The sequence below is a fragment of the Chelatococcus reniformis genome, from assembly GCF_014640075.1.
Taxonomy (GTDB): Bacteria; Pseudomonadota; Alphaproteobacteria; order Rhizobiales; family Beijerinckiaceae; genus Camelimonas; species Camelimonas reniformis.
The window spans coordinates 760,010-779,812 of sequence record NZ_BMGG01000001.1 but is presented as its reverse complement, the minus strand read 5'-3'; the positions used below and the strand labels follow the sequence as shown (position 1 = coordinate 779,812).

Genomic DNA, 19,803 nt, shown 5'->3' with positions numbered 1-19,803 from the left:
TCAGGCTTTGGTGCTGGTGACGATGCGTTTGCCCAGCGCGCCGTTGTCGTAAGGCGAACGGTGGGTGAGCAACTCGTCGAGGGTCTCCAGCTTCTCGAGCTGGGCCATCATGCTCTCGCGCGAGACAGGAACGGCGCGGTTGTTCTCGGCCGACAGCTTGCCCTCGAGATACACCTTCTCGATGGCGCCGGGCGTGCTCAGCACCGCGATATCGGCGAGCGGATCGGCCCCCAGCACGAGGACATCGCCGCGCTTGCCGACCTCGATGGTGCCGGTCCGATCATCGATCCAGAGTGCCTTTGCCGCCCGCCCGGTGGCGGCCTGGATCGCCTCGCCCGCCGACATGCCGAAGCGGACGAAAAGACGGAGCTCCCACGCTGCATCGCCGTGGTAGGTGAAGGGCATGCCGGTGTCGCTGCCCAGGACGATCGGCACGCCGGCCTCGTGCGCGAGGCGGAAGTTGCGCTCGATGCTCTCGCCGACGAGCTGGGCGCGGCCGACGATGAACGGATTGATCTTGCGTTGAAATTCTTCCCAGTGTTCGAAGTAGATCTTGTAGAAATAACTCAGCGTGGGCGCCCAGAACGTGCCCTTCCGCGCCATCAGGTCGTAGTTTCCCATGTAGTCGGTGTTTTCGAATTTGCCGCCGTCGATGCGCCGCTGCAGCTGCCAGCTTCCTTGGGCGAGGTTCGGCTCGAACTCCCAACCGATGGGTGCTCCGTGGACAATGAGGTCGACGCCATTGTCGACCGCCAGCTTGACGCCGGGGCCACCATACGCATGGCAGTGCACGGGGGCGCCCGCCTTGTGGGCTTCGTCGACCATGGCCGCGATCTCTTCCGCGGTGAGCTGGACGCGGCTCTCGACATGGCCGGTGAGCATCTCGCTCGTGGCCATGATCTTCACTATGTCGGCGTTGCGATAGATGCTGATCTGCTCGCGGACGGCACGGCGTGCATCGTCGACGCCGGTGATCTCGCGCGGCCCGAAGAACATGCCGCGCGCGCCGGTGCCGACGATGGCGGGACCGGATACGAGCAGACGAGGGCCGGCGATCACGCCGTCGCGAAGGGCGCGGCGCATCTCGAAGGGGAGGTCGCGGCGGGCGAGCGGTTCAAAGATCGTCGTGAAGCCGTTCTGGATCCACCACTGCAAGTACGTCGTGGCCCGCATCGCCAGATATTCGTCGGGAATGTCGAGAATGTTGCCCCAATCGACCTCGCCCGCCCACATCGCGATGTGGACATGGACGTCGATCAAGCCCGGCATCACCACCTTTCCCGTGCAATCGACGATGTCCGCGCCGTCCGGCGGCAGGTTCCTTCCGATCTTCGAGATCACGTTACCGTCGATCCGCACGGACACATGCTCGAGCACGTCGCCGTTTCCGACAATGACCTTGGCGGCGTCCTTGAAAAGCGTCGGCATCCCAATCTCCTCGTGAGCTATCTGGGCATGGCGCGGGCAACGGCGCCGGCGGGTTCTTGCGCGTCGCCGATATCGTCTTCGAACGGATCGATCAGCGCTTCGAGCTTCCTTTGGGTATCGGCGAAAGCCGGCGAATAGCGATCCTTCAGCGCTGGCGAGGACGCGTCGAGATCCTCGACGATCCTGGAGGGCCGCCCGCCGAGCACGACGATCCGCTCGGCGCACAGGAGCGCTTCCTCGATGCTGTGCGTCACCATGACCATCGTGGTCCTGCGGGTTTCCCAAAGGCTGCGGACGAACCGCTGCATGCGCCGCCGCAGAGCGACGTCGAGGGCACTGAACGGCTCGTCGAGCAGGAGCGCCTCGGGCTCGGTCGCGAGAGCGCGAGCGATGGCGGTACGCTGGCGCATGCCGCCGGAGAGCTGGTGCGGATAGCGGGCGCGCGCTTCATGCAGGCCGACGGTCATGAGAAGGTCGTCGATCCGGGCGGCCGTGCCGGCTCGATATCTCCCCGACATCCGCGGACCGAACGCAACGTTCCTCTCGACGGTGAGCCAGGGGAACAGGTTCGGCTCCTGAAAGATCATCACCAATTGAGATGTCGGCGCAGCGAGCTGTTTGCCCCGATATAGAGCACCGCCCAGGCTCGGCAGCTGGAAGCCTCCAAGAATTTTGAGGAGCGTCGTCTTCCCGGAGCCGGACGGGCCGAGCAGACAGACGAACTCGCCGGCCGCGATCTTGAGATCGATACCGTCGAGGGCGACGATCTGCTCCCCCTTGGAGCCCTCGTAGGCGACGGTGACGCGGGACGCTTCGACGAGCGGCGGCCCTCGCTCGTTGACCGGAAACGTCATACGCGCCACCAGAAGACATACTTACCGATCGTCTTCAGGACGACGTCGATCAGGAAGCCGCAAAGGCCTATGACGAGCATGCCGAACATGATGAGCTGACTGTTGAAGAGGTTGCGACCCATCATGATGATGGTGCCGAGACCGTCGCGCAGGCCGATCATCTCGGCCACGAGCACCGCCATCCACGCCGCGATGAAGTTGATCCGCAGAAGGCCGAAGACGCCCGGCAGCACGGCCGGAAACACAACGAACACCCAACGCTTCCAGGTCGGGGCTCCGAGATTCTCCGCGATGATGTGATATTCGGGCGGGAGCCGCTCGATCTCCGCCAGAGTAGCGATCGTCAAGATGAAGTAGACGCCCATGAAGACGATGAACATCGCGGTGAAATTGTTGATGCCGAACACCACGATGGCGATTGGAATCCAGGCGATCGGCGCGATCGGCGCCATCAGACGGAGGATGGGGGAGATCAGCATCGTCACGGTCCGGGACATCCCCATGCAGACGCCCGTCACGACGGCTGCAACGAACGAGATTGCCATTCCGCACATGACCCGGAACAGGCTCGACATGACCGCCTGCCAGATCGGGACCGCCTGGGAGCCAAGCCCGACCTTGAACGAGCTTTCCGCCAGCGAGCTCAGGAACACCGACGGCGGCGGGGCGACCGCGGCGATTGCAGTGCCCTGCTGTCGGCCGATGTATTCCCAGGCGGCCAGAACCGTGCACACCGACAAGGTTCCCAGCACGACGGCGCGCATACGCTCGCCGCCACGCCGGGTCGTCGCAGAGACACGCAGAGGAAGCTCGCTCACTTAGCGTTCTCGAGCTTCTTGATCATGTCCATCCGATAGATGTCGGTGGCCTTGATATTCCCCTTCATGTAGCCGAGAGCGGTCAGGTCATCGACCACCGACTGGATGGCCCCGATGTCGACGGTGAAGGAAATCGGCTCCGGCGCGTTCTCGAAGGCCGACAGCAGAACGTCGGGGCTGACGCGATAATACTGGCTGTCCTTCTTCGTCAGGAGCGATACCGCTTTCTTCGGGTCGCCGTTGATGATGGCGGCCCCGCACATCGCGCCCTTCAGATAGGCCTCCACGATCTGCGGCTTGTCCGTCAACGTCTTCTCAAGGACGCTGACCACCGTGTTGGGGGTGTGGGGCGTCCACACCGCGGCGTTGTCGGAGATGAGCGTCGCGCCCTTGTTGACGATGAAGTCGGTCGTATAGGGCTTGATGTGGCTGAGAACGTCCGCCTGGCCGCTGCGGAAGGCGTCGACCATCGCGAGCAGGTCGTCGAAATTGATGATTTCGACCTTGTCCGGCGCGATCCCATGCTCCTTGAAGATGCGTGTCAGGATCAACTCGAGCGTGTCGCCCTGGAGCGAGGCGAAACGTAGCTTCTTCTGCGGATGGCTGTCGATATACGACTTCAGATCGGCGATCGACTTGATGCCGAGGGAGCCATCGGCAATGACCTGCATGATGCCCCAGCCGCCGGCGCCCGCGATGGTGCGGATCGGCACACCGGCGTTGGCTGCGAAGAACGGCAGCGTGAACGGATTGATGCTGAAGTCGATTTCGCCGCCTGCCAGCGCGGCGTTGTTGTCGCCGGGGTTGGCGAAGAACACCGTCTCGACGTCGAGCCCTTGCTTCTCGAAGCATCCGGCTTCTTTGCCCACGAAGAGGGGCGCCATGTCGAGCGCGACGAGATGGCCGACCTTGATCTCGGTCAGCCCGGCGGCGGCCGGGGCCGTGGCGAGCATGAGTGTGGTGGCCGCGACGAGAGCATGCCGCGTGAGCTTCCTGAGCGTCGACATTTGTGGCTTTTCCCTCTGTCGCTGCAACTCGCGGCGGACATGGCCGATCAAGCGGCGTCATATCGGGATAAATGGATCTGATTGAAGTAAGCCGCGCCAGTCCATATTTCAGACTGATCTTGCATTCACGCAGGGCAGCCGACTCATAATGTCGAGATTAGCAGCGCTAATTGGCAGTTCCGGGCGCTGGATCGGGCCCGAATTTTGGAGGCGGCGTCTGTCTGAACTTGATCCAGTGCAAATTTGCACGTTGCCGTGCAATAATCATCCTTTTTTTCTGATCCGCTGGCACACGATATCTGCATTCTTCTCGGCGATGTCGAGCGTGAACACGGAGAAGCTTCACCGCAGGATGGATCAGTACGCTGGAGAGTTATAGTCTAAATTCTGTTCGGGACTGTGCCCGAGAAAGAAGCGTACCGGACTAATAGCGACATTAGCATTCTTAATCGAAACGTTTGTTTTCGGTAGTAGATTGTTATTCCCCGCGCGGCGGAAGTGATTGGCACAGGTATTGCTGGGCATGGGCACGAACCCATCCCTTTACGGGGGCCGCGATATGGTCGATTCAGATCACCCTCATAAGCTCAGTCGGCGCTGCGCTTGCGGCTGCGGCGCGCTCGATGCGCACCGCGAGCCGCCCGCGCAGACGGCGGGCGGCCGTGCCTGTGAGGGGATCGACAGCCGGATCGGTCGGATGGTCGAGACGGCCATGCTCGCCGCGATCGCGCCGGAGCCCATGTTCCGCCGTGCCTTCCTGAAGGCCGTCGGTGCCTCGACGGCGCTTGCCGCGCTCACCCAGTTCTTGCCGATCTCCACCGCCAAGGCGATCGCGGAGGAGGCCGCCAAGCCCGAGAAGGCCAAGCTCAATGTCGGCTACGTGCCGATCACCTGCACGGTTCCGCTCCTGCTCGCCCAGGCCATGGGCGAGTACGGCAAGGAGGGACTGGAGGTGAACCTCGCCCGTACGCCCGGCTGGGCGATCGTGCGCGACAAGCTGCTCTCGGCCGAGTTCGACGCCAGCCATCTCGTGCTCGCGATGCCGATGACCATGTCGATGGGCATCGGAGGGCCGGCCCTCAATACTTACGTGTCCACCGTGCAGAACGTGAACGGCAACGCCATCACGCTGAGCGTCCGGCACAAGGATAGACGTGACCCCAAGGGCTGGAAGGGCTTCAAGTTCGGCGTTCCGCACCAGCATTCGATGCACGCCATGCTGCTGCGCTATTATCTCGCGGAGCACGGCCTGGATCCCGACCGCGATGTCGAGCTCAGGGTGTTCCCGCCGCCCGACTCGGTGGCGAACATGGCCTCGGGCAATCTGGATGGCATGCTGTTCGCTGAGCCCTGGGGCCAGCGCGCGGTGTTCGAAGGGGTCGGCTTCCTGCATATGCTGACGCGCGACATCTTTCCGAACCATCCCTGCTGCGTGGTCTCGGTCACCGACAAGCTCATCGGGGACAATCCGAACAGCTATGGGGCGCTGTTTCGCGCCGTCGCCCGCGCGACCGAGTTCGCGGACAAGCAGGAAAACCGCAAGCAGGTGGCCGAACTGCTCGCGCCCGCGGCCTATCTGAACCAGCCCAAGACGGTGCTGGAGCAAGTACTCGTGGGACGCTACGCCGACGGCCTCGGCGGCGTGGTCAGCGAACCCGACCGCATCGGTTTCAAGGCGCTTCCGCATCGGTCGACGGCGATCTGGCTGCTGACGCAGCTGCGGCGCTGGGACATGGTACCGGCCGACACCGATTACCAGGCGGTAGCCAAGCAGGTGTTTCTCGCGACCGACGCTGCAAAGCGCATGCGGGATATCGGCTTCGAGGCGCCGACGGAGGACCCTTTCAAGCCGGTCGTCATGGGCAGGACGTTCGATCCATCGGCGCCCCAGGCCTACGTCGACAGCTTCGCCATCAAGCGCATTTGACGGAGGCGCCTCATGACACGCGGCTACCACGACATCGGCGGGAATGCCGCCGGTGCCATCCCGATCGTCGAGCTGCCCTGGCTGCAATGGGAGAAGCAGGTGGAGGCGATACGCAACCTGCTGGGCGACGGCACACGCCGCATGATGTCGCTCGACGAACTGCGCCGGGGCTTCGAGTCCTTCGGGGAGGACAAATACAAGAAGCTGTCCTTCTACCGCCGGCGTATCGAGGCGATGATCGACGTTCTGATCGAGAAGGAGGTCTTTACGCGCGAGGAGCTCGATGCGGCGATCGCCGATGCCCGCGCCCGCTGGGAAACGCCGGTTCCGTGCCAGCCATGATACCCCGCTTCGATGCCGGGGACAGGGTGCTGGTTCTCGATCTGGGCAAGTCCGGGCACGTCCGCACCCCGTTCTACGTGCGGCGGCACAGCGGGGTGGTACTGCATCGCTGCGGTGCGTTCCTGAATCCCGAGGACCTCGCGATCGGCAACGTCGCGGGCCCGGTCGTCCCGCTCTACCGGGTCGGCTTTGCAATGACCGACCTGTGGAAAGACTATCGGGGCTTGCCGGCCGACATGCTTTGCATCGAGCTCTACGACCACTGGCTTAATCCGGTGGAGGCCGCCGTCCGTGCGGACTGACAGACTCGCCGAAGCCATGCCCCGGCCCAATCGCCGGCCCGACCGGTGACGGATGCCTTGAGCTTGTTCCTGCCGGCGTCCCGCTGATCGAACGCTGAACCGCCATTCTCGGGAGGCCACCATGAGCGACCAAGAGCACACGCACGACCACGCCCATTCGCATGATCACGCGCATGACGGCCATGAGCCTCTCGTCGTCGAGGACGAGGCGGGCAACATCGAAGGACAGATCCTGGTCGACGCGTTGCAGACCCTGCTCGTCGAACGAGGCCTGGTCTTTCCGGGCGAGGTGCGCCGCGAGATCGAGCGGATCGAGGCGCCCGGCGTTCATCTCGGCGCAAAGATCGTGGCACGTGCCTGGGTCGACGACGATTTTCGCACAAGGCTGCTCGCCGACGGCAAATCGGCCGTCGCCGAGCTCGGCATCGGCGTCGGAGAGGCACAGCTGATCGTGGTCGCGAACGATGCCGACACCCACAATTTCGTCTGTTGCACGCTTTGCTCATGTTATCCGCGTTCGATCCTCGGGCAGCCGCCGGCCTGGTACATCAGCAAGGCCTACCGCGCCCGCGCCGTCCGCGAGCCGCGTGCGGTGCTCGAGGAGTTCGGCCTGGTTCTTCCCGACGGCGTCCGCGTGCTGGTGCACGACAGCAACGCCGACATGCGCTACCTCGTGCTGCCGCAGCGGCCCAAGGGAAGCGAAGGGCTCGGCGAAGATCAACTGGCCGGGCTGATCACCCGCGACTGCATGATCGGGGTGTCGGTGGTCGGCCCGGTGGCGTAGCCGGCCTCACCGTCCTTGAGATGCACCGGCGTGTAGCGCATCAGCTCATCGGCCATGCGAATGTCCTCCGCGACGTCGATGAAGGCCCGCACGGCCGGCGGCTGTGGCTCCCGCTCGAGCACCATCATGCCGATCGAGTTGGTGATCTCGGGCTCGACGAGGGGGATGGCGCGGGTCTGGCTCCAGTCCCCGACCATCAGGAAGAATGTGTTCGGAACGACAGCGAACCAGTGACCAGGCCGCACGTGAGAGCAGAGGGCGAGTGCACAGTTGGTCTCGAGCACCGTGCGCGGCGAAGCCCCGACGCTGGAGAAGACAAGGTCCAGTATTCGACGGTTCTGCATGTCGGGCGTGAGCATGCACAGCGGCAGCCGGCCGGCCTCCGTCCAGGTGACAGAGTTTTTTCCGGCAATGGCGTGTTCGGCCGGCGCGATCAGGAAGTAACTCTCGTCATAGAGGAAATAGGGTCGCAGACCCGTCGATGGGCCGTGGTCCAGGTAGTTGATGCCGACGTCGATATCGAAGTTCTCTAGTCCTCTCTTGAGATTCGTGAAGTTGAGCGAGGTCACGGAGACGCTGACGTGGGGATGGAGCTTGTTGAACGCCGTCGTTATGATCGAGATGCCGGGCATGGCGACCGGGATCACACCGATGCGCACGTGGCCGCCCAGTCCGTCGCCAGCCGACGTGATGTCCTGAACAAGATGTTCGTGGTGATCCAGCGTCCGTCGCGCGAAGTCGAGCACCATCGCGCCTTGCGTTGTGAATCCGCCGAAGCCCTGATTGCGGCGGTCGATGATGGGGACGTCGAAGTCTGCCTCGAGCTGCCGCAGGGCCTGCGAGAGCGCCGACTGCGTGATTCCGCATTCGGCGGCGGCCCGGCCGAAATGGCTGTGGCGCGCGAGGGCGACGAGATAGCGGAGCTGCTTCAAGTTGAGAGCCATGCTTGGGGACGTCCTCGGTGCGGCCGCGGGTGGCCTGAGCGGCGTGTCGCAAGCTGAGAGCGCCCGGTTCATAGGATGCCCTCGCCCGACGGCACGGACACGCTCTCGCTTTCGAACCTGGAGCGCCTCTCCCCGCTCGGGTGAAGGCCACCTCCGAGCGGGCGGCGTTACGACGAGCGGCTATTTTTATAACAGGCGTTCAGTGGGAGAAGCTACGCTTCGCTGCGGCGGCGACCCGCGACCATCCGCCGTGGCCGGTCGTCCGCCCCGGTGCGACGCCGGGCCACGGCGTCTCCCTCGGACCGACGGCGATCCGCGATGCGAGCCGGAAGGCGCGCGCGACCGGGCGCGCGGCATGTCCAGGATCCGTTCGGCGGTCGCCGGATCGAGGTTGGTTCGCCGCGCCGGGCGTGATGTGCTCGACGATCCCGGCGGCGCCTTCAGCCTCGCGGTCCATTCGGACAGCGTCGGACCCTGCCTCGCCGCGGGTGCGGACGGCCCGCTCTTACGCTGCCGTGCGCACCAGGTCGGTGACGACGCGTTCCAGGTCGCGCAGCGAGGCGCAGGTGATGGTGCGGCTGCAATAGGGGGCGTAGCGTGGCATCTCGCTGTCGCCGGAGCCCCAGCGGGCGCGGTGCTCGGGGTTGAGGAACAGCACGCGCTTGGCCCGGTCCTGGATCTGCTTGAGGATGTCGGCGCGCGGATCGCCGTAGTTGGAGCGCGCGTCGCCCAGGATGATCACCGTGGTGTGGCGGTCGATGTCGGCCATGGCCAGGCGCTCGAAGTCCATGAGCGCGTGGCCGTAGTCGGTGGAGCCGCCGTAGCGCTGCATGGTGCGGCCCATGGCGACCTCCACCGGCGCCGTCTCGAACAGCTCCGTCACCTCGCCCAGGTTGCTGGAGAAGGCGAAGGAGCGCACGTCCGGCAGCACCTCGTGCAGGCTGTGCAGGAACATCAGCAGGAAGCGCGACACCTGGGCGACCGAGCCCGAGACGTCGCAGATCAGCATCACGCGCGGCCGGTCGACCTTGGTCTTCTTCCAGATCGTGTAGAACGGCACGCCCTCGAATTCGATATTGGCGCGGATGGTACGGCGGGCGTCGAGCTGGCCGCGGCGCGCCTTCACCCGCCGCCGCGAGTGCAGCGAGACGAGGCGCTTGGCCATCTTGCGCACCAGCCCCTGCATGACCTTCATGTCGGAGCGGTCGAGCTGGCCGATGCGTTGGCGGGCGAGCACGTCCTCGCGCAGCCGCCGGCCCTCGTTGCCGGCAAACAGTTCCATCTGCCGCTCGACGTAGTCGCGCACCTCCTCGTGCAGCTTGGTGCGGAGGCCGCGCAGGCGGCGCGCGCGCGCCGCCACGGCCGGGTCGGCCGCGCCCTCGCCCTGCTCGACCAGGCGGCCGAGCTCCTCGCTGCCCATCAGCTGGAGGATGCGCCACTGGTACATGCCGCGCTGGGTGAAGAAGCGGATGTCCGAGAGGCCCGCCTGCTGGGCCGCCTCGGCCAGCCTCAGCGCGAGCTGGGCGGCGTCGCCCTTCTCGAGCAGGGCGGCCAGCTGCTCGCCCAGGCTCGCCGGCTCGGCCTCCGCCGCCGGCGCCTGGCCGCCGCCGTCGGCCTTGTCGCCCTGGCTGTCGGACTGGCCGGTGGCCTTGCCCGCGCCCTGGCCGGAGCCGCCGGACGAGGCCATGCCGGAGACGCCGGCCTCTTCGCTCTCGCCCTCCTCGCCTTCCTCCGGGCCGTCCTGCCCCTGCGCCGTTTCCTGCTGCTCTCCCTCGTCACCGGCGGCGCCGGCGGGCGGCGGCTGGTCGAACGCTGCGAAGGCGAAGAACTGGTCGAAGGTGTCCCAGAAGGCGGCCTTGTCCTCGCTCGACTTGGCCAGCGCCTGGGACAGGCCGTTGGCCAGCAGCGCCCGGTCGTCGTAGCCGACGAGCCCGAGCACCGCCTCGGCATCGATCACCTCCGAAGGCGAGATGCGCACATCGGCTTCACGCAGCGCCTTGATGAAATCGCCGAGGACCTGGGTCATGACGGGCTCCGGCTCATAGGGGGCGCAACGGTCCTAACGTCATGGCCGGGCTTGACCCGGCCATCCATCCACTGGTGAGCGCGCCATTCGGCCAGCCCTGCCGGGCTGATGTGAATGCGACGGTGGATGGCCGGGTCAGACATGCGGCACCTCACCGCGCTTAGCGCGTGGCCGATGTGGCCTTGCTCAGCAGGTCCGTCAGGCCCTCGTTCACGCGCTGTATGTCGTCCTGGAACTTGAGCAGCACGTTGAGCGTGGTCTCCACCAAGGTGCGGTCGAGCTCGCGGGCGTGCAGCAGCACCAAGGTCCGCGCCCAGTCGATGGTCTCGCTGATCGCCGGCACCTTCTTGAGATCGAGCTGACGCAGGTTCTGCACGAAGGTGACGAGCTGGATCTGCAACCGCTCCTCCGCCTCGGGCACGCGCGAGCGGATGATGGCCCGCTCCAGCGCCTGATCGGGGAAGGGGATGTGCAGGTGCAGGCAGCGCCGCTTCAGCGCGTCGCTCAAATCGCGTGTGTTGTTGGATGTGAGGAACACGATCGGCTTGACGACGGCTGCCACGGTGCCGAGCTCGGGGATCGAGATCTGGTAGTCCGACAGGAGCTCGAGCAGGAAGGCCTCGAACTCGTCGTCGGACTTGTCGATCTCGTCGATCAGCAGCACCGCCCCGCCCGGATGCCGCAGTGCCTTGAGCAACGGCCGCGGCTCCAGGAACTCCTCGCTGAAGAAGGTGTCGTCGAACTCGTGCAGCCGCGCCAGGGAGGCCTTGAGGCCTTCGGCGCCGCTCAGCACGTCGGCGAGCTTGTCCTTCAGCACCTGGGTGTAGAGCAACTGCTTGGAGTATTTCCATTCGTAGAGCGCCTTGGCCTCGTCCAGGCCCTCGTAGCATTGCAGCCGGATCAGCGCCTTGCCGGTGACCGCGGCGGTCGCCTTGGCGAGCTCGGTCTTGCCGACGCCGGGCGGCCCTTCGACCAGCATCGGCTTCTCCAGCCGCTGCGACACGAACAGCGCCGTCGCGATGGCCTCGGAGGAGATGTAACCCTGCGCCCGCAGCCGGTCGTGGATGAGGGCGACCTCATCGGCCGGCCGCCGTGCTGCGGGCTTGTCGGCGACCGGGCCGGGCGCCACGCGGAGGGATTCAAGCGTCATAGCGGATGTCCGTGTCTCGTATGCGTGCGATCCAGCCATCCCGGATCTTCATGTGGATCGACGCTGGAGCAAATGCTCAAGCGCGTAGAAGCGCCCTAGGCTTGGTGGCGTTTGACGAGCGCCGTCGCCAGCCTCTCCTGATAGGCCAGGCGGGCGCGGCGCGCCACGTTCTCCATCGCCTCGACCTCGGCCAGCAGCTTGGCGACTGCCGCCCCATCGGCGCCGCCGCCCGGCAGCGCTTTGATGCGCTCCACCACGTCGGCGGCGAGCAGGCGCACGCCGACCAGCGCCGCCGTGTCGTGGCCGTTACCCGTATCAAGCGCGGCGGCGGCGGCCTCGGCGCCGCGGTCGAGCAGGGACGACAAGCCGACGAGGGCGCCCAGCTCGCTCATGGACTCGGCCGGCACGGCCGGCGCCACCTGTTCGAGCACATGGCGTAGCGCTGCGGCCTGGACGCTGGCCGCGATCGAATCCTCCAGGGTGCGGAACGGCAGCGCCAGCTTGGCATAGGCGTCGCCGCCGGGATCGAGCAGCGCCTCGTCGGGCACCACGCAGGCCTCCAGGGCCACCGGGCAGTGGGCACCGTGCTTGCCCGCGTCGGCGCCGGCCTTGATCACCAGGCCCGGCGTGTCGCGCGGCACCAGAAAGGCGCCGTAGCGCTTGCGGCCGTTCTCCTCGCCGACGATGGCGACGACGACGATCAGCTGGGCGACCGGAGCGTTGGTGACCCAGGCCTTCTCGCCGGTGAGGCGCCAGGCGCCATCGATGCGCTCGGCTCGCGTGGTGAGCAGCTTGGGGTGGGCGCCGGCACCGGCCTCCGAGATGGCGATCGACGTGGGCACGTCGCCGGCGGCGAGCCGCGGCAGCCACCGCGCCTTCTGCGCCGCGGTGCCGCTCTCGGCGATGAAGAAGCGGCCGACCAGCTGGCGCACCGCGAAGGACATGGCGATGCCGGGACGGCCGCTCTCGGCCATCAGGTCGCGTGCCGTCGCCGCGATGGCCCGGTAGCCGCCGTCGCTCCCATAGGGCGCGGGCAGGCCGACGCGGAACAAGCCGCGCGCCTTGGCCTCGGTCAGCCATTCGGCGGTCGAGCGGTGCACGGGTGGTGCGGCGGTCGGTGCCTGCATGACGTTTCCTCGCGTCGGAGCCATCTCACCTTGATGGAACAGCTGTGGCGGATGTCTAGTCCACGGCGATAGACCACAAGTCATGATCTCTGATCATGACTTGTCATGATTGCGGGGCATGGCGTGCGCACGCCATGCCCCATTCTCGTTGAGGCTACGGCGACCTGCCCCCCGGCCTTGCGAATGCCTACGCCGCCCGTCGGTCGAGCAGCCGCGCCGGGACGGCGACCGGCAGGTCGAGCAGCTGCTGCGCCTTGCCCTTGGCCAGCGGGTCGAGCCGGAGGCTGGCGAACTGGCCACCCCCCAGCGCATCGAGACAGTGGAAGTTGAGGGCCTCGAGGCCCGGCAGCTCGTAGCGCTTCACCGCCGGGTGGCGACCGCCCTCGAACTCGTGGGCATAGAAGGCGAGCAGCTTGGCTTCGCTGAGCGCGGCGCGGATATAGGGCATGAACGCCGGGTCGCGGGCAATGACCCCGACGTTGAAGGCGTCGCCCTTGTCGCCCGAGCGTGCCCAGGCGACGTCGACGAGCGGCACCTCGACCATGTCGCCGTCGGCGGGGGCGTCCCCGTCGACGACGGGCCGCACCAGGCGCGCCGCATCGAACGGCTCCGCGGACGGCCCCTCCTGCACGATGATGGTGGCATCGCCGATCGACACGGTGGGCTTCACTTCGGCGCGGTCGATCAGGAACGAAAACACCCGCGCCACTGGCGAAACCGCCGGGCGCCCGCCGAACCAGCCGGTGGTGCCGACCGACATGGAGGTCGTCGGCGAATCGAACTCGCGCAGGAACACATCCATGGCCGCGCGATCGTCGTGCTCGACGCCGACGCGCGTCACCACTTCGCGCGTGTCGCGGGTGCGGGCGTGGGCGCCGTAGCTCGCCTCGGCGCCCAGCACCTCGATGCGGGTGGCGCGAAAGGGCCCGAGGTTGCGGGCCCGCAGCATTTCGTCGACGCGGGTCAGCACGGCCTCGGCCTGCCGCTCGGCCTTGCGCACCGCGTCGCGGCCGACGACCGGCATGGCGGCGATGCAGCGCCAGCCGTCGGTATGGGTCACCGACACCTTGTAGCGGCCCGAGGGAGCATAGCCGCGCGTGCCGTCCACCTTGACGCGGTCCTTGCCGACGGCGGTGACGGCGACGCCGGTGAAGTCGCAGACCACGTCCGGCAGCGCGTAGGCCTGCGGGTCACCGATCTCGTAGAGGATCTGCTCGGCCACCACCGCGGGGGACACCAGCCCGCCGGTGCCGGCGGGCTTGGTGACGACGAAGCTGCCGTCGGCCGCGCACTCAATGATGGGGTAGCCGATATGAGCCCAATCCGGCACGTCCTCCCAGTCGGTGAACAGGCCGCCGGTGGCCTGGGCGCCGCACTCGATGACGTGGCCGGCGAGGGAGCCGGCGGCGAGCCGGTCGACATCGTCACGGCTCCAGCCGAACTCGTGGATCAGTGGCCCGAGCGTCAGGGCCGAATCCACCACGCGGCCGGTGATGACCACGTCGGCGCCCTCGGCCAGCGCCCGGGCGATGGGGAAGCCGCCGAGATAGGCGTTGGCGCTGAGCACCGTCTTGGGCGCGGGGAAGGCGTTGCCGCTGAACATCTCGGTTTCGGTGCGGGCGGCGAAATCGGGCACGCGGGCGAGGAGGTCGTCGCCCTCGACGATGGCGATCTTGAAGGTGAGGCCGGCTTCCGCCGCAAGCGCCTCCATGCGCGCCCGGCAGGCCCGTGCGTTGACGCCGCCGGCGTTGGTGACGATCTTGACGCCCTTGGCCTTGATCGCCGCCAGATTGTCCTTCCACACCCAGTCGGTGAAGTCGTGGGCGTAGCCGAGGTCAGGCCGCTTGGCCCGCACCCGGCCGAGGATCGACATGGTGGCTTCGGCGAGATAGTCGAGGATCAGGTAGTCGAGGTTGCCGCCGGCGATGAGCTGGGGCGCGGCGACGGATGAATCGCCGAGAAAGCCGCCCGCTCCGCCGACCCTGACCGTTCCGTCCTGACGCATGTGCTCCGCCCTTTGACCAATCGTTTGATTGACCGGGACGTTACAGCCGATGCACCGGTGGGGCAACGCGCCCGTGCGCATGGGCGGTCCGGTCGTTCGTCATGGCGGGTCGAGCCGGGATCCGACGCTGGCCGCAGCCGCGGACTATTCCGCCGCCAACCGGGCGCCGATGATCGGCGTCTCGCTGAGCGCGTCGGAGGCGAGCCAATGGTCGAGGAAGGCGGACAGCCACCGGGCGACCGCGCCGTCGTACATGAAGCGGCCCTGGTGGTGCAGCGCCGCGGGCTGGGCGCCGGGCAGGCCCATGCGCTCCGCCGCGCGCGTCGTCCAGCGGTAGACCATAGCGTGGGTGACCTCCGGGTGAAACTGGAAGCCGAAGGCGTTGGGACCGGAGCGGATGGCCTGCACCGGGAAATCGTCCCCCTCCGCCAGCGCGACCGCGCCGCGCGGCGTGTCGAAGCCTTCGCGGTGCCAATGGTAGACATGGGACGGCCAGGGCGCGCCCGCCTCCCGGGCGAAGGCGTGGCCGGCCGCCGTCGGCCGGATCGGGTAGTAACCCACCTCGGCGCGTCCGTCCGGGTGCGCGCAGACGCGGCCGCCCAAGTGCTGCACCAGCATCTGGGCGCCGAGGCAGAGGCCGAGGAACGGCTTGCGCTCCTTGAGCGCGACGCCGATCCAGTCGATCTCGCGCCGCAGCCAATCGTCGCCGTCGTTGGCGCTCATCGGCCCGCCGAAGATCATGGCGCCGGCGTGCAGCACCAGGCTCTCGGGCAGCCGCTCGCCGTAGCGCGGGCGGCGGATGTCGAGCGGATGGCCGCGGTCGACGAGCAGGCGGCCGACGCGGCCGGGCGTGGAGGCTTCCTGGTGAAGGACGATCAGGATCGGACGCTTGTCGCCGCGCGGCGGCTGTATCATGTCGAGCTACCTGCGGTTCCGCCCGGGGCGAGCCAATCTCCGTGGGTCAATCGGCACCGGCGACTCGCTCGAATCGAGCACGTTCCATGCCAGGGCGTCATGGTTTGGGGAAGATTATGCTCTAAATGAGGGCATTCGCGAAAGCTAAACCTCCAGCAGGTGCAGGCGTGCCATGCGTCGGCGCGGCGGGCGCACGGGTGCCGGAGCACCCGCGGCACGGCGGCACCGTCAAGGCGCTGCATCTGCGGCGCGACCGTGATATCCCGGGGCAGAGCGTTTGATTATTGGATGGGGATCATCCAATGGCGCGGAAATGCTCTTAACCTTTGAGTCTGGAGCGCTTCTCGGCAATTGGGTGATTCCACCCGATGGCGAAGCCCTCTAGGGGGTGGCCGATGTCGGACTTCATACTGACGCGTTTCGGTTTCAGCGACGTCAGCAACTGGACGCTGCTGCTCGTCGGCGCCGCCGGCGCCGCCGTGGCGCTGCTCGTGCTGCTCGGGTTCGCGCGTTACGTCAGCCGCCGCTACGGCGACGCGTCGGACGAATAGCCGGCGGGCACGCCGTGGCGCATCCCTTCCTCGTTGGCGCGGAGCTAAACTCCTCGCCCGGCCACGAGAGCTCTGGCAGGGGCGCATAGGAGCACGCGCATCGCCGGTTGAGGCCGCGCTTTCACGGCGCGGGACCCAATCCGCAAGTCTGAAGCGTGGTGGAACTTCGCACAGGATGAGCGGCGATTTTCGAAGAGACATCGCGGCCTATCGGGCTCGGACTCGAGTATTTGCCGCCCGTGGCGCGGCGCCTTCATCACTGGCGCGCATTGGGCGAGCCCTTCGATTTCCTGACCTGGTTCGAATACGCGCTGGCGGACGCCGATGTATTCGAGACGATGGTCGTCGTCTCCGGCGGATGAGGGAATGGTCGTTCGTGAAGCGAGAGGTGGACATCCCGCTGAGCCGCGATGCTGATTTCGTTGCTAGAGCCTATAAGAGTTGCGCGACGAAGATCACTATTGATTTTCCCTCATAATCATCTCGCTCTCAGTCTTTGTTTTGAGCGTCATCATGCCCAAGAACCGGTAGGCTTTTCCGGGGTCATGCCCCAGACTCGATGCTGTCGCCACAAGTCAGTGTGGGGGCGACCATTGCGAATGAACGTGCTCCCTTCAATTGAGGCATGTTTAGGTGCGAGCGCTGGCGCGGGCGCCCGATCGGCACGGTGCAGGCGCCGATCGGAGCGCCGAACGACGCCTGATCGCGGCGCCGTCAACGCCCGCTGCGCGATCGCGTAAAATTGGCGACCAAGGCGTCCAGCGAAATCCGCCCTGCACCGTGCGCCATGATGGCGAGCGCCGTGGCCGCCCAGGTCAGATGGATCGGCCAACCGTCCGGCACCGTAAGCTGAACGACCAGCGTCATGCCAAGCAGGCCGAGCGCGGCGAACCGCGTGCCCATCCCCAGCACCAGCAGGACAGGAAGGACGATCTCGGCGCATCCCGAAAGAAACGCCATCGCGGTCGGCGCCGGGAAGGGATAAGGGCCGCCCGGCAGATGCAGCATGAACTCGTCGCTGAACAGGGTCACCGCCGTGTCGTTGAGCTGGAGGAAGCCATCCCATTTGAGAACGCCCGAGCGCCAGAACGGGACGGCGAGCGCCAAGCGTAGCATGAGCTCTACGAAAGAGGGCTGCGCGACGGCACGGACGAGGCGGTCGGCCTGGGCGACGACGTCGGTGATCCTGGACGTCAGTCCCTCGGTGGTCTTGCCGTGTTCCACAGTGGTCATGACGCGCCTTTCAAATAAAGCGTCGCAAAGGCGCCTGCCTCCGTCATCGCGGCGATGGCAGCGCCAATATCGAAATCGGGGACCTGTTCGATGGCGGCGGCTGCGGCGATGCCGAGCGGCTGAGCCTCCATCAGGGCGGCCAGGAAGATCGCGCCTCCGGGCGGCAGGTGGCGGACGGCCACGTCGTGGTCGGGGCGGGTGATCAGCACGTCTTCGGCCACGCTCGCGTCGATGGCGCCGGAGGGTTCCTCACGGCGATTGGCCGCAAAGATGGTCGCGGCCGCGAAGGGCGAGCGCATAGTGCGCGCCGCCGGATGGGGGCTGAACACGACATCCGCCAGTCGCTCCGGCGGGACCTCCGCCAGCGCACCATTGCCGAGCGGCTCGGTGTCGGCGGCGTGGTAGGCGTCGAGCCAGGCCCGCTCGATGCGGGCGACATCGGCAAGCCAAGGCATGGCCTGCGCGTATTCGTAAGCCGCGATGAAGGCGGGAAAGTCCCGGCCGTACTCGAACAACAGGGGCGATGTCGGCGGCGTCTTGCGGATATGGAATCGCGCCATGGCACGGAAGAATTCAGCGCCCGTGATCCGCTGCACTGCCGGATAGATCGACGCCAAGGCGTTGATCAGGCTGACCGTGACGTTGTTGCGATAGACGTTGTAGCGCTTGACGGCCGCCTTGCCCCGGGGGCCCGCGACATTGTCCGGCGTCGCCCGCGCGGGATCGGTGAGGGCGGGCGCAAAACGCGCCGGGTAGTCGGGCACGAGCGCGTGGACGACCGGATCAGGCTGCATGGCTCTCGTCCGATGAGCGCCGGCCGGCATAGCGGTCGAGGATCGCCTGCGCCGCGGCCGCTTCCCCCTTCAGCGCCGCCCACTCGGGGATGTTGCTGTCCCATTCGATCAGGGTAGGCACCGCGCCGCATCGACCGATGACGATCTCGTAAAGCTTCCACACCGCATCCGCGACCGGCCCGTCATGACTGTCGATCAGCAGCAGCTCGCCCTCGTCGTCCTCCTGCTCGGCATGGCCGGCGAGATGGATCTCACCCACGCGCGCCAGCGGGAAGTCGGCTAGATAATCGAGCGCCGAGAAGCCGTGATTGGTCGCCGAGACGAAGACGTTGTTGGCATCGAGCAGCAGGCCGCACCCGGTGCGCCTCGCAATCGCACGGATGAAGTCGGTCTCGCTCATCGTGGATTCGGGGAAAAGAACGTAGGTCGACGGGTTCTCGAGCAGAATCGCGCGTCCGATTGCCTGCTGGACCTCGTCGATATGGTCGCAGACCCGGGTGAGAGACGCCTCAGTATAGGGCAACGGCAGGAGATCGTTGAAAAAGGTGGTCTCGTGCGTCGACCAGGCGAGATGCTCGGAGACCAGTGCCGGTTCATAGCGCTCCACCAGCCTCGTGAAGCGCGCGAGGTGGGTCTTTTCGAGCGGCTGCGGGCCGCCGATGGACATGCATACGCCGTGCAGCGAGACGGGATTGTCGCGGCGGATGGTTTCAAGGGCGCGATGGGGAGGACCGCCCGCACCCATGTAGTTCTCGGCATGCACCTCGAAGAAGCCTTTCGGCTTACCGTCGGCGAGGATCGCCGCGAGATGTTCATGCTTGAAGCTGGTGCCGGCCTGTCCGGCGACGGGATGCACGGGAAGGCGCCGAGCCTCGGCCGTGGGCGCGGCGGCTGGATGGGCGTTGGCGTTCATGGCGGGCACCTGCCTTCCGGTGGTATCGCTAGAGCATGATCCCCGAAAGTGATCAGTAGTAGTATGGAGATAATGCTAACAATAAAAGAACTTAGGGGGCGAAAATTCAAAGAAAGATCATCACTTTCTTGAGCATGTCCGGCGAAATACGATTAGCCGGACATGCTTTATCTCGTTGTTCTCTAGCAAATCCGGACACGGTATCACTGCATACGTCTGCTGGAATTGCTTCAGTTCGGTCGGGCGAAGATCAGATCGGCTTGAGCGAGCCGTGCTTGCCGTTCGGCAGGACTGCGGATTCGCAGGCGTCGGCCCGAACGAACTTCCACGCGTTGCCTTGGTAATCGACCGTCGAGGTGCCCTGGCAAGTGGTGCCGGGACCGGCGGCGCAGTCGTTCTGGCCCTTTAGAGCGACGCCGTAGCACTTCACCTTCTTGGCGGCGATGGCGGCATCGGCTTCGGCCTTGGTGAGAGGGGCGGCGCTCGCCATCGTGGCGAGAGCAGTGGCGAGGGCGCTGGTGAGGACGGCCGAACTCACGAGGGTCTTTGCGGACATACGGTGTCTCCGGGTGGGATTGTGTTGCGTGTATCCAGAGCGGACACGACGGTACTACGGAGCCCGCGGCGGGGGCGTTACACCGGTTTGAAATTTTTTCTTCCGGCCACATGGCGGTGGCGCGCCG

20 protein-coding genes are annotated in these 19,803 nt (G+C 66.3%); 6 read left to right on the top strand and 14 right to left on the bottom strand.

Features of this window, described 5'->3' with window-relative positions; genetic code table 11:
- Genes IEW34_RS03310 through IEW34_RS03295 form a run of 4 tightly spaced genes read right to left on the bottom strand, consistent with a single transcriptional unit; the run spans nt 1 to nt 4,107 of the window.
- Nucleotides 1-1,428, bottom strand: coding sequence for a metal-dependent hydrolase family protein (locus IEW34_RS03310; RefSeq protein WP_188607671.1), 1,428 nt, complete (start codon nt 1,426-1,428; stop codon nt 1-3).
- Nucleotides 1,429-1,445: 17 nt separating this feature from the next.
- Complete coding sequence (locus tag IEW34_RS03305) at nt 1,446-2,282, bottom strand: ABC transporter ATP-binding protein (protein WP_188607670.1); 837 nt, start codon at nt 2,280-2,282, stop codon at nt 1,446-1,448.
- Nucleotides 2,279-3,100, bottom strand: coding sequence for an ABC transporter permease (locus tag IEW34_RS03300; protein ID WP_244641720.1), 822 nt, complete (start codon nt 3,098-3,100; stop codon nt 2,279-2,281). Before IEW34_RS03300 ends, IEW34_RS03305 begins: the two co-directional genes overlap by 4 nt.
- Nucleotides 3,097-4,107 (bottom strand): ABC transporter substrate-binding protein, encoded by a 1,011-nt coding sequence (locus tag IEW34_RS03295; protein ID WP_188607669.1) that lies wholly within the window; start codon nt 4,105-4,107, stop codon nt 3,097-3,099. Before IEW34_RS03295 ends, IEW34_RS03300 begins: the two co-directional genes overlap by 4 nt.
- A 697-nt stretch (nt 4,108-4,804) precedes the next feature.
- Here IEW34_RS03295 and IEW34_RS03290 point away from each other — a divergent pair.
- The 4 genes from IEW34_RS03290 (at nt 4,805) to IEW34_RS03275 (ending at nt 7,462) form a co-directional block, all read left to right on the top strand.
- Nucleotides 4,805-6,034, top strand: a complete 1,230-nt coding sequence (locus tag IEW34_RS03290; RefSeq protein WP_244641719.1) for a CmpA/NrtA family ABC transporter substrate-binding protein — start codon at nt 4,805-4,807, stop codon at nt 6,032-6,034.
- A gap of 12 nt (nt 6,035-6,046) precedes the next feature.
- On the top strand, nt 6,047-6,376 hold the full coding sequence (locus tag IEW34_RS30890; protein WP_188607667.1) for an SH3-like domain-containing protein: 330 nt from the start codon (nt 6,047-6,049) through the stop codon (nt 6,374-6,376).
- Nucleotides 6,373-6,678, top strand: a complete 306-nt coding sequence (locus IEW34_RS30885) for an SH3-like domain-containing protein (RefSeq protein ID WP_188607965.1) — start codon at nt 6,373-6,375, stop codon at nt 6,676-6,678. The genes IEW34_RS30890 and IEW34_RS30885 overlap by 4 nt, the downstream gene beginning before the upstream one ends.
- Nucleotides 6,679-6,799: 121 nt before the next feature.
- Complete coding sequence (locus IEW34_RS03275; RefSeq protein ID WP_188607666.1) at nt 6,800-7,462, top strand: nitrile hydratase subunit alpha; 663 nt, start codon at nt 6,800-6,802, stop codon at nt 7,460-7,462.
- Here IEW34_RS03275 and IEW34_RS03270 read toward each other — a convergent pair.
- The 6 genes from IEW34_RS03270 to IEW34_RS03245 form a co-directional block, all read right to left on the bottom strand.
- The gene (locus IEW34_RS03270; RefSeq protein WP_244641717.1) at nt 7,396-8,394 is read right to left on the bottom strand and encodes a LysR family transcriptional regulator; all 999 of its coding nucleotides are present in this window, start codon (nt 8,392-8,394) and stop codon (nt 7,396-7,398) included. The genes IEW34_RS03275 and IEW34_RS03270 overlap by 67 nt on opposite strands.
- Nucleotides 8,395-8,911: 517 nt before the next feature.
- A complete protein-coding gene (locus IEW34_RS03265) occupies nt 8,912-10,432 on the bottom strand; it encodes a VWA domain-containing protein (protein ID WP_188607665.1) in 1,521 nt (506 codons plus the stop codon).
- Between the two features lie 160 nt (nt 10,433-10,592).
- Nucleotides 10,593-11,582: an AAA family ATPase gene (locus IEW34_RS03260; protein WP_188607664.1), complete on the bottom strand. Its 990-nt coding sequence runs from the start codon at nt 11,580-11,582 to the stop codon at nt 10,593-10,595.
- Between the two features lie 95 nt (nt 11,583-11,677).
- A complete protein-coding gene (locus tag IEW34_RS03255; RefSeq protein ID WP_188607663.1) occupies nt 11,678-12,709 on the bottom strand; it encodes an acyl-CoA dehydrogenase family protein in 1,032 nt (343 codons plus the stop codon).
- Between the two features lie 187 nt (nt 12,710-12,896).
- Entirely contained in the window at nt 12,897-14,714 is a 1,818-nt protein-coding gene (locus IEW34_RS03250) for an acyclic terpene utilization AtuA family protein (RefSeq protein WP_188607662.1), read from the bottom strand.
- Nucleotides 14,715-14,858: 144 nt separating this feature from the next.
- On the bottom strand, nt 14,859-15,629 hold the full coding sequence (locus IEW34_RS03245) for a glutamine amidotransferase (protein WP_188607661.1): 771 nt from the start codon (nt 15,627-15,629) through the stop codon (nt 14,859-14,861).
- A 395-nt stretch (nt 15,630-16,024) separates the two neighbouring features.
- Here IEW34_RS03245 and IEW34_RS03240 point away from each other — a divergent pair, with 395 nt between their 5' ends.
- Together IEW34_RS03240 and IEW34_RS30880 are read left to right on the top strand one after the other, a co-directional pair.
- Nucleotides 16,025-16,180: a hypothetical protein gene (locus IEW34_RS03240; protein WP_188607660.1), complete on the top strand. Its 156-nt coding sequence runs from the start codon at nt 16,025-16,027 to the stop codon at nt 16,178-16,180.
- A 239-nt stretch (nt 16,181-16,419) separates the two neighbouring features.
- Nucleotides 16,420-16,542, top strand: coding sequence for a hypothetical protein (locus IEW34_RS30880; protein ID WP_280516252.1), 123 nt, complete (start codon nt 16,420-16,422; stop codon nt 16,540-16,542).
- Between the two features lie 352 nt (nt 16,543-16,894).
- On the opposite strand, the gene IEW34_RS03235 is transcribed toward IEW34_RS30880, so the two are convergent.
- The 4 genes from IEW34_RS03235 to IEW34_RS03220 all read right to left on the bottom strand — a co-directional run bounded on the left by IEW34_RS03235 (nt 16,895) and on the right by IEW34_RS03220 (nt 19,676).
- A complete protein-coding gene (locus IEW34_RS03235) occupies nt 16,895-17,413 on the bottom strand; it encodes a DoxX family protein (RefSeq protein WP_188607659.1) in 519 nt (172 codons plus the stop codon).
- Nucleotides 17,410-18,207: an HvfC/BufC N-terminal domain-containing protein gene (locus tag IEW34_RS03230; RefSeq protein WP_188607658.1), complete on the bottom strand. Its 798-nt coding sequence runs from the start codon at nt 18,205-18,207 to the stop codon at nt 17,410-17,412. Before IEW34_RS03230 ends, IEW34_RS03235 begins: the two co-directional genes overlap by 4 nt.
- Nucleotides 18,197-19,120, bottom strand: coding sequence for an MNIO family bufferin maturase (gene bufB, locus IEW34_RS03225; RefSeq protein WP_188607657.1), 924 nt, complete (start codon nt 19,118-19,120; stop codon nt 18,197-18,199). The genes IEW34_RS03230 and bufB overlap by 11 nt, the downstream gene beginning before the upstream one ends.
- Nucleotides 19,121-19,370: 250 nt before the next feature.
- Nucleotides 19,371-19,676, bottom strand: coding sequence for a BufA1 family periplasmic bufferin-type metallophore (locus tag IEW34_RS03220; protein WP_188607656.1), 306 nt, complete (start codon nt 19,674-19,676; stop codon nt 19,371-19,373).
- Nucleotides 19,677-19,803: the final 127 nt, after the last annotated feature.

Bases quoted from the DNA above. Each gene is read 5' to 3' on its own strand.
- IEW34_RS03240 (WP_188607660.1), top strand. From the start codon at position 16,025: ATGTCGGACTTCATACTGACGCGTTTCGGTTTCAGCGACGTCAGCAAC.
- IEW34_RS03235 (WP_188607659.1), bottom strand. From the start codon at position 17,413: ATGACCACTGTGGAACACGGCAAGACCACCGAGGGACTGACGTCCAGG.
- IEW34_RS03310 (WP_188607671.1), bottom strand. From the start codon at position 1,428: ATGCCGACGCTTTTCAAGGACGCCGCCAAGGTCATTGTCGGAAACGGC.
- IEW34_RS03260 (WP_188607664.1), bottom strand. From the start codon at position 11,582: ATGACGCTTGAATCCCTCCGCGTGGCGCCCGGCCCGGTCGCCGACAAG.
- IEW34_RS03245 (WP_188607661.1), bottom strand. From the start codon at position 15,629: ATGATACAGCCGCCGCGCGGCGACAAGCGTCCGATCCTGATCGTCCTT.
- IEW34_RS03290 (WP_244641719.1), top strand. From the start codon at position 4,805: ATGGTCGAGACGGCCATGCTCGCCGCGATCGCGCCGGAGCCCATGTTC.
- IEW34_RS03305 (WP_188607670.1), bottom strand. From the start codon at position 2,282: ATGACGTTTCCGGTCAACGAGCGAGGGCCGCCGCTCGTCGAAGCGTCC.
- IEW34_RS03295 (WP_188607669.1), bottom strand. From the start codon at position 4,107: ATGTCGACGCTCAGGAAGCTCACGCGGCATGCTCTCGTCGCGGCCACC.
- IEW34_RS03220 (WP_188607656.1), bottom strand. From the start codon at position 19,676: ATGTCCGCAAAGACCCTCGTGAGTTCGGCCGTCCTCACCAGCGCCCTC.
- IEW34_RS30885 (WP_188607965.1), top strand. From the start codon at position 6,373: ATGATACCCCGCTTCGATGCCGGGGACAGGGTGCTGGTTCTCGATCTG.
- bufB (WP_188607657.1), bottom strand. From the start codon at position 19,120: ATGAACGCCAACGCCCATCCAGCCGCCGCGCCCACGGCCGAGGCTCGG.
- IEW34_RS03230 (WP_188607658.1), bottom strand. From the start codon at position 18,207: ATGCAGCCTGATCCGGTCGTCCACGCGCTCGTGCCCGACTACCCGGCG.
- IEW34_RS03265 (WP_188607665.1), bottom strand. From the start codon at position 10,432: ATGACCCAGGTCCTCGGCGATTTCATCAAGGCGCTGCGTGAAGCCGAT.
- IEW34_RS03275 (WP_188607666.1), top strand. From the start codon at position 6,800: ATGAGCGACCAAGAGCACACGCACGACCACGCCCATTCGCATGATCAC.
- IEW34_RS03250 (WP_188607662.1), bottom strand. From the start codon at position 14,714: ATGCGTCAGGACGGAACGGTCAGGGTCGGCGGAGCGGGCGGCTTTCTC.
- IEW34_RS03255 (WP_188607663.1), bottom strand. From the start codon at position 12,709: ATGCAGGCACCGACCGCCGCACCACCCGTGCACCGCTCGACCGCCGAA.
- IEW34_RS30890 (WP_188607667.1), top strand. From the start codon at position 6,047: ATGACACGCGGCTACCACGACATCGGCGGGAATGCCGCCGGTGCCATC.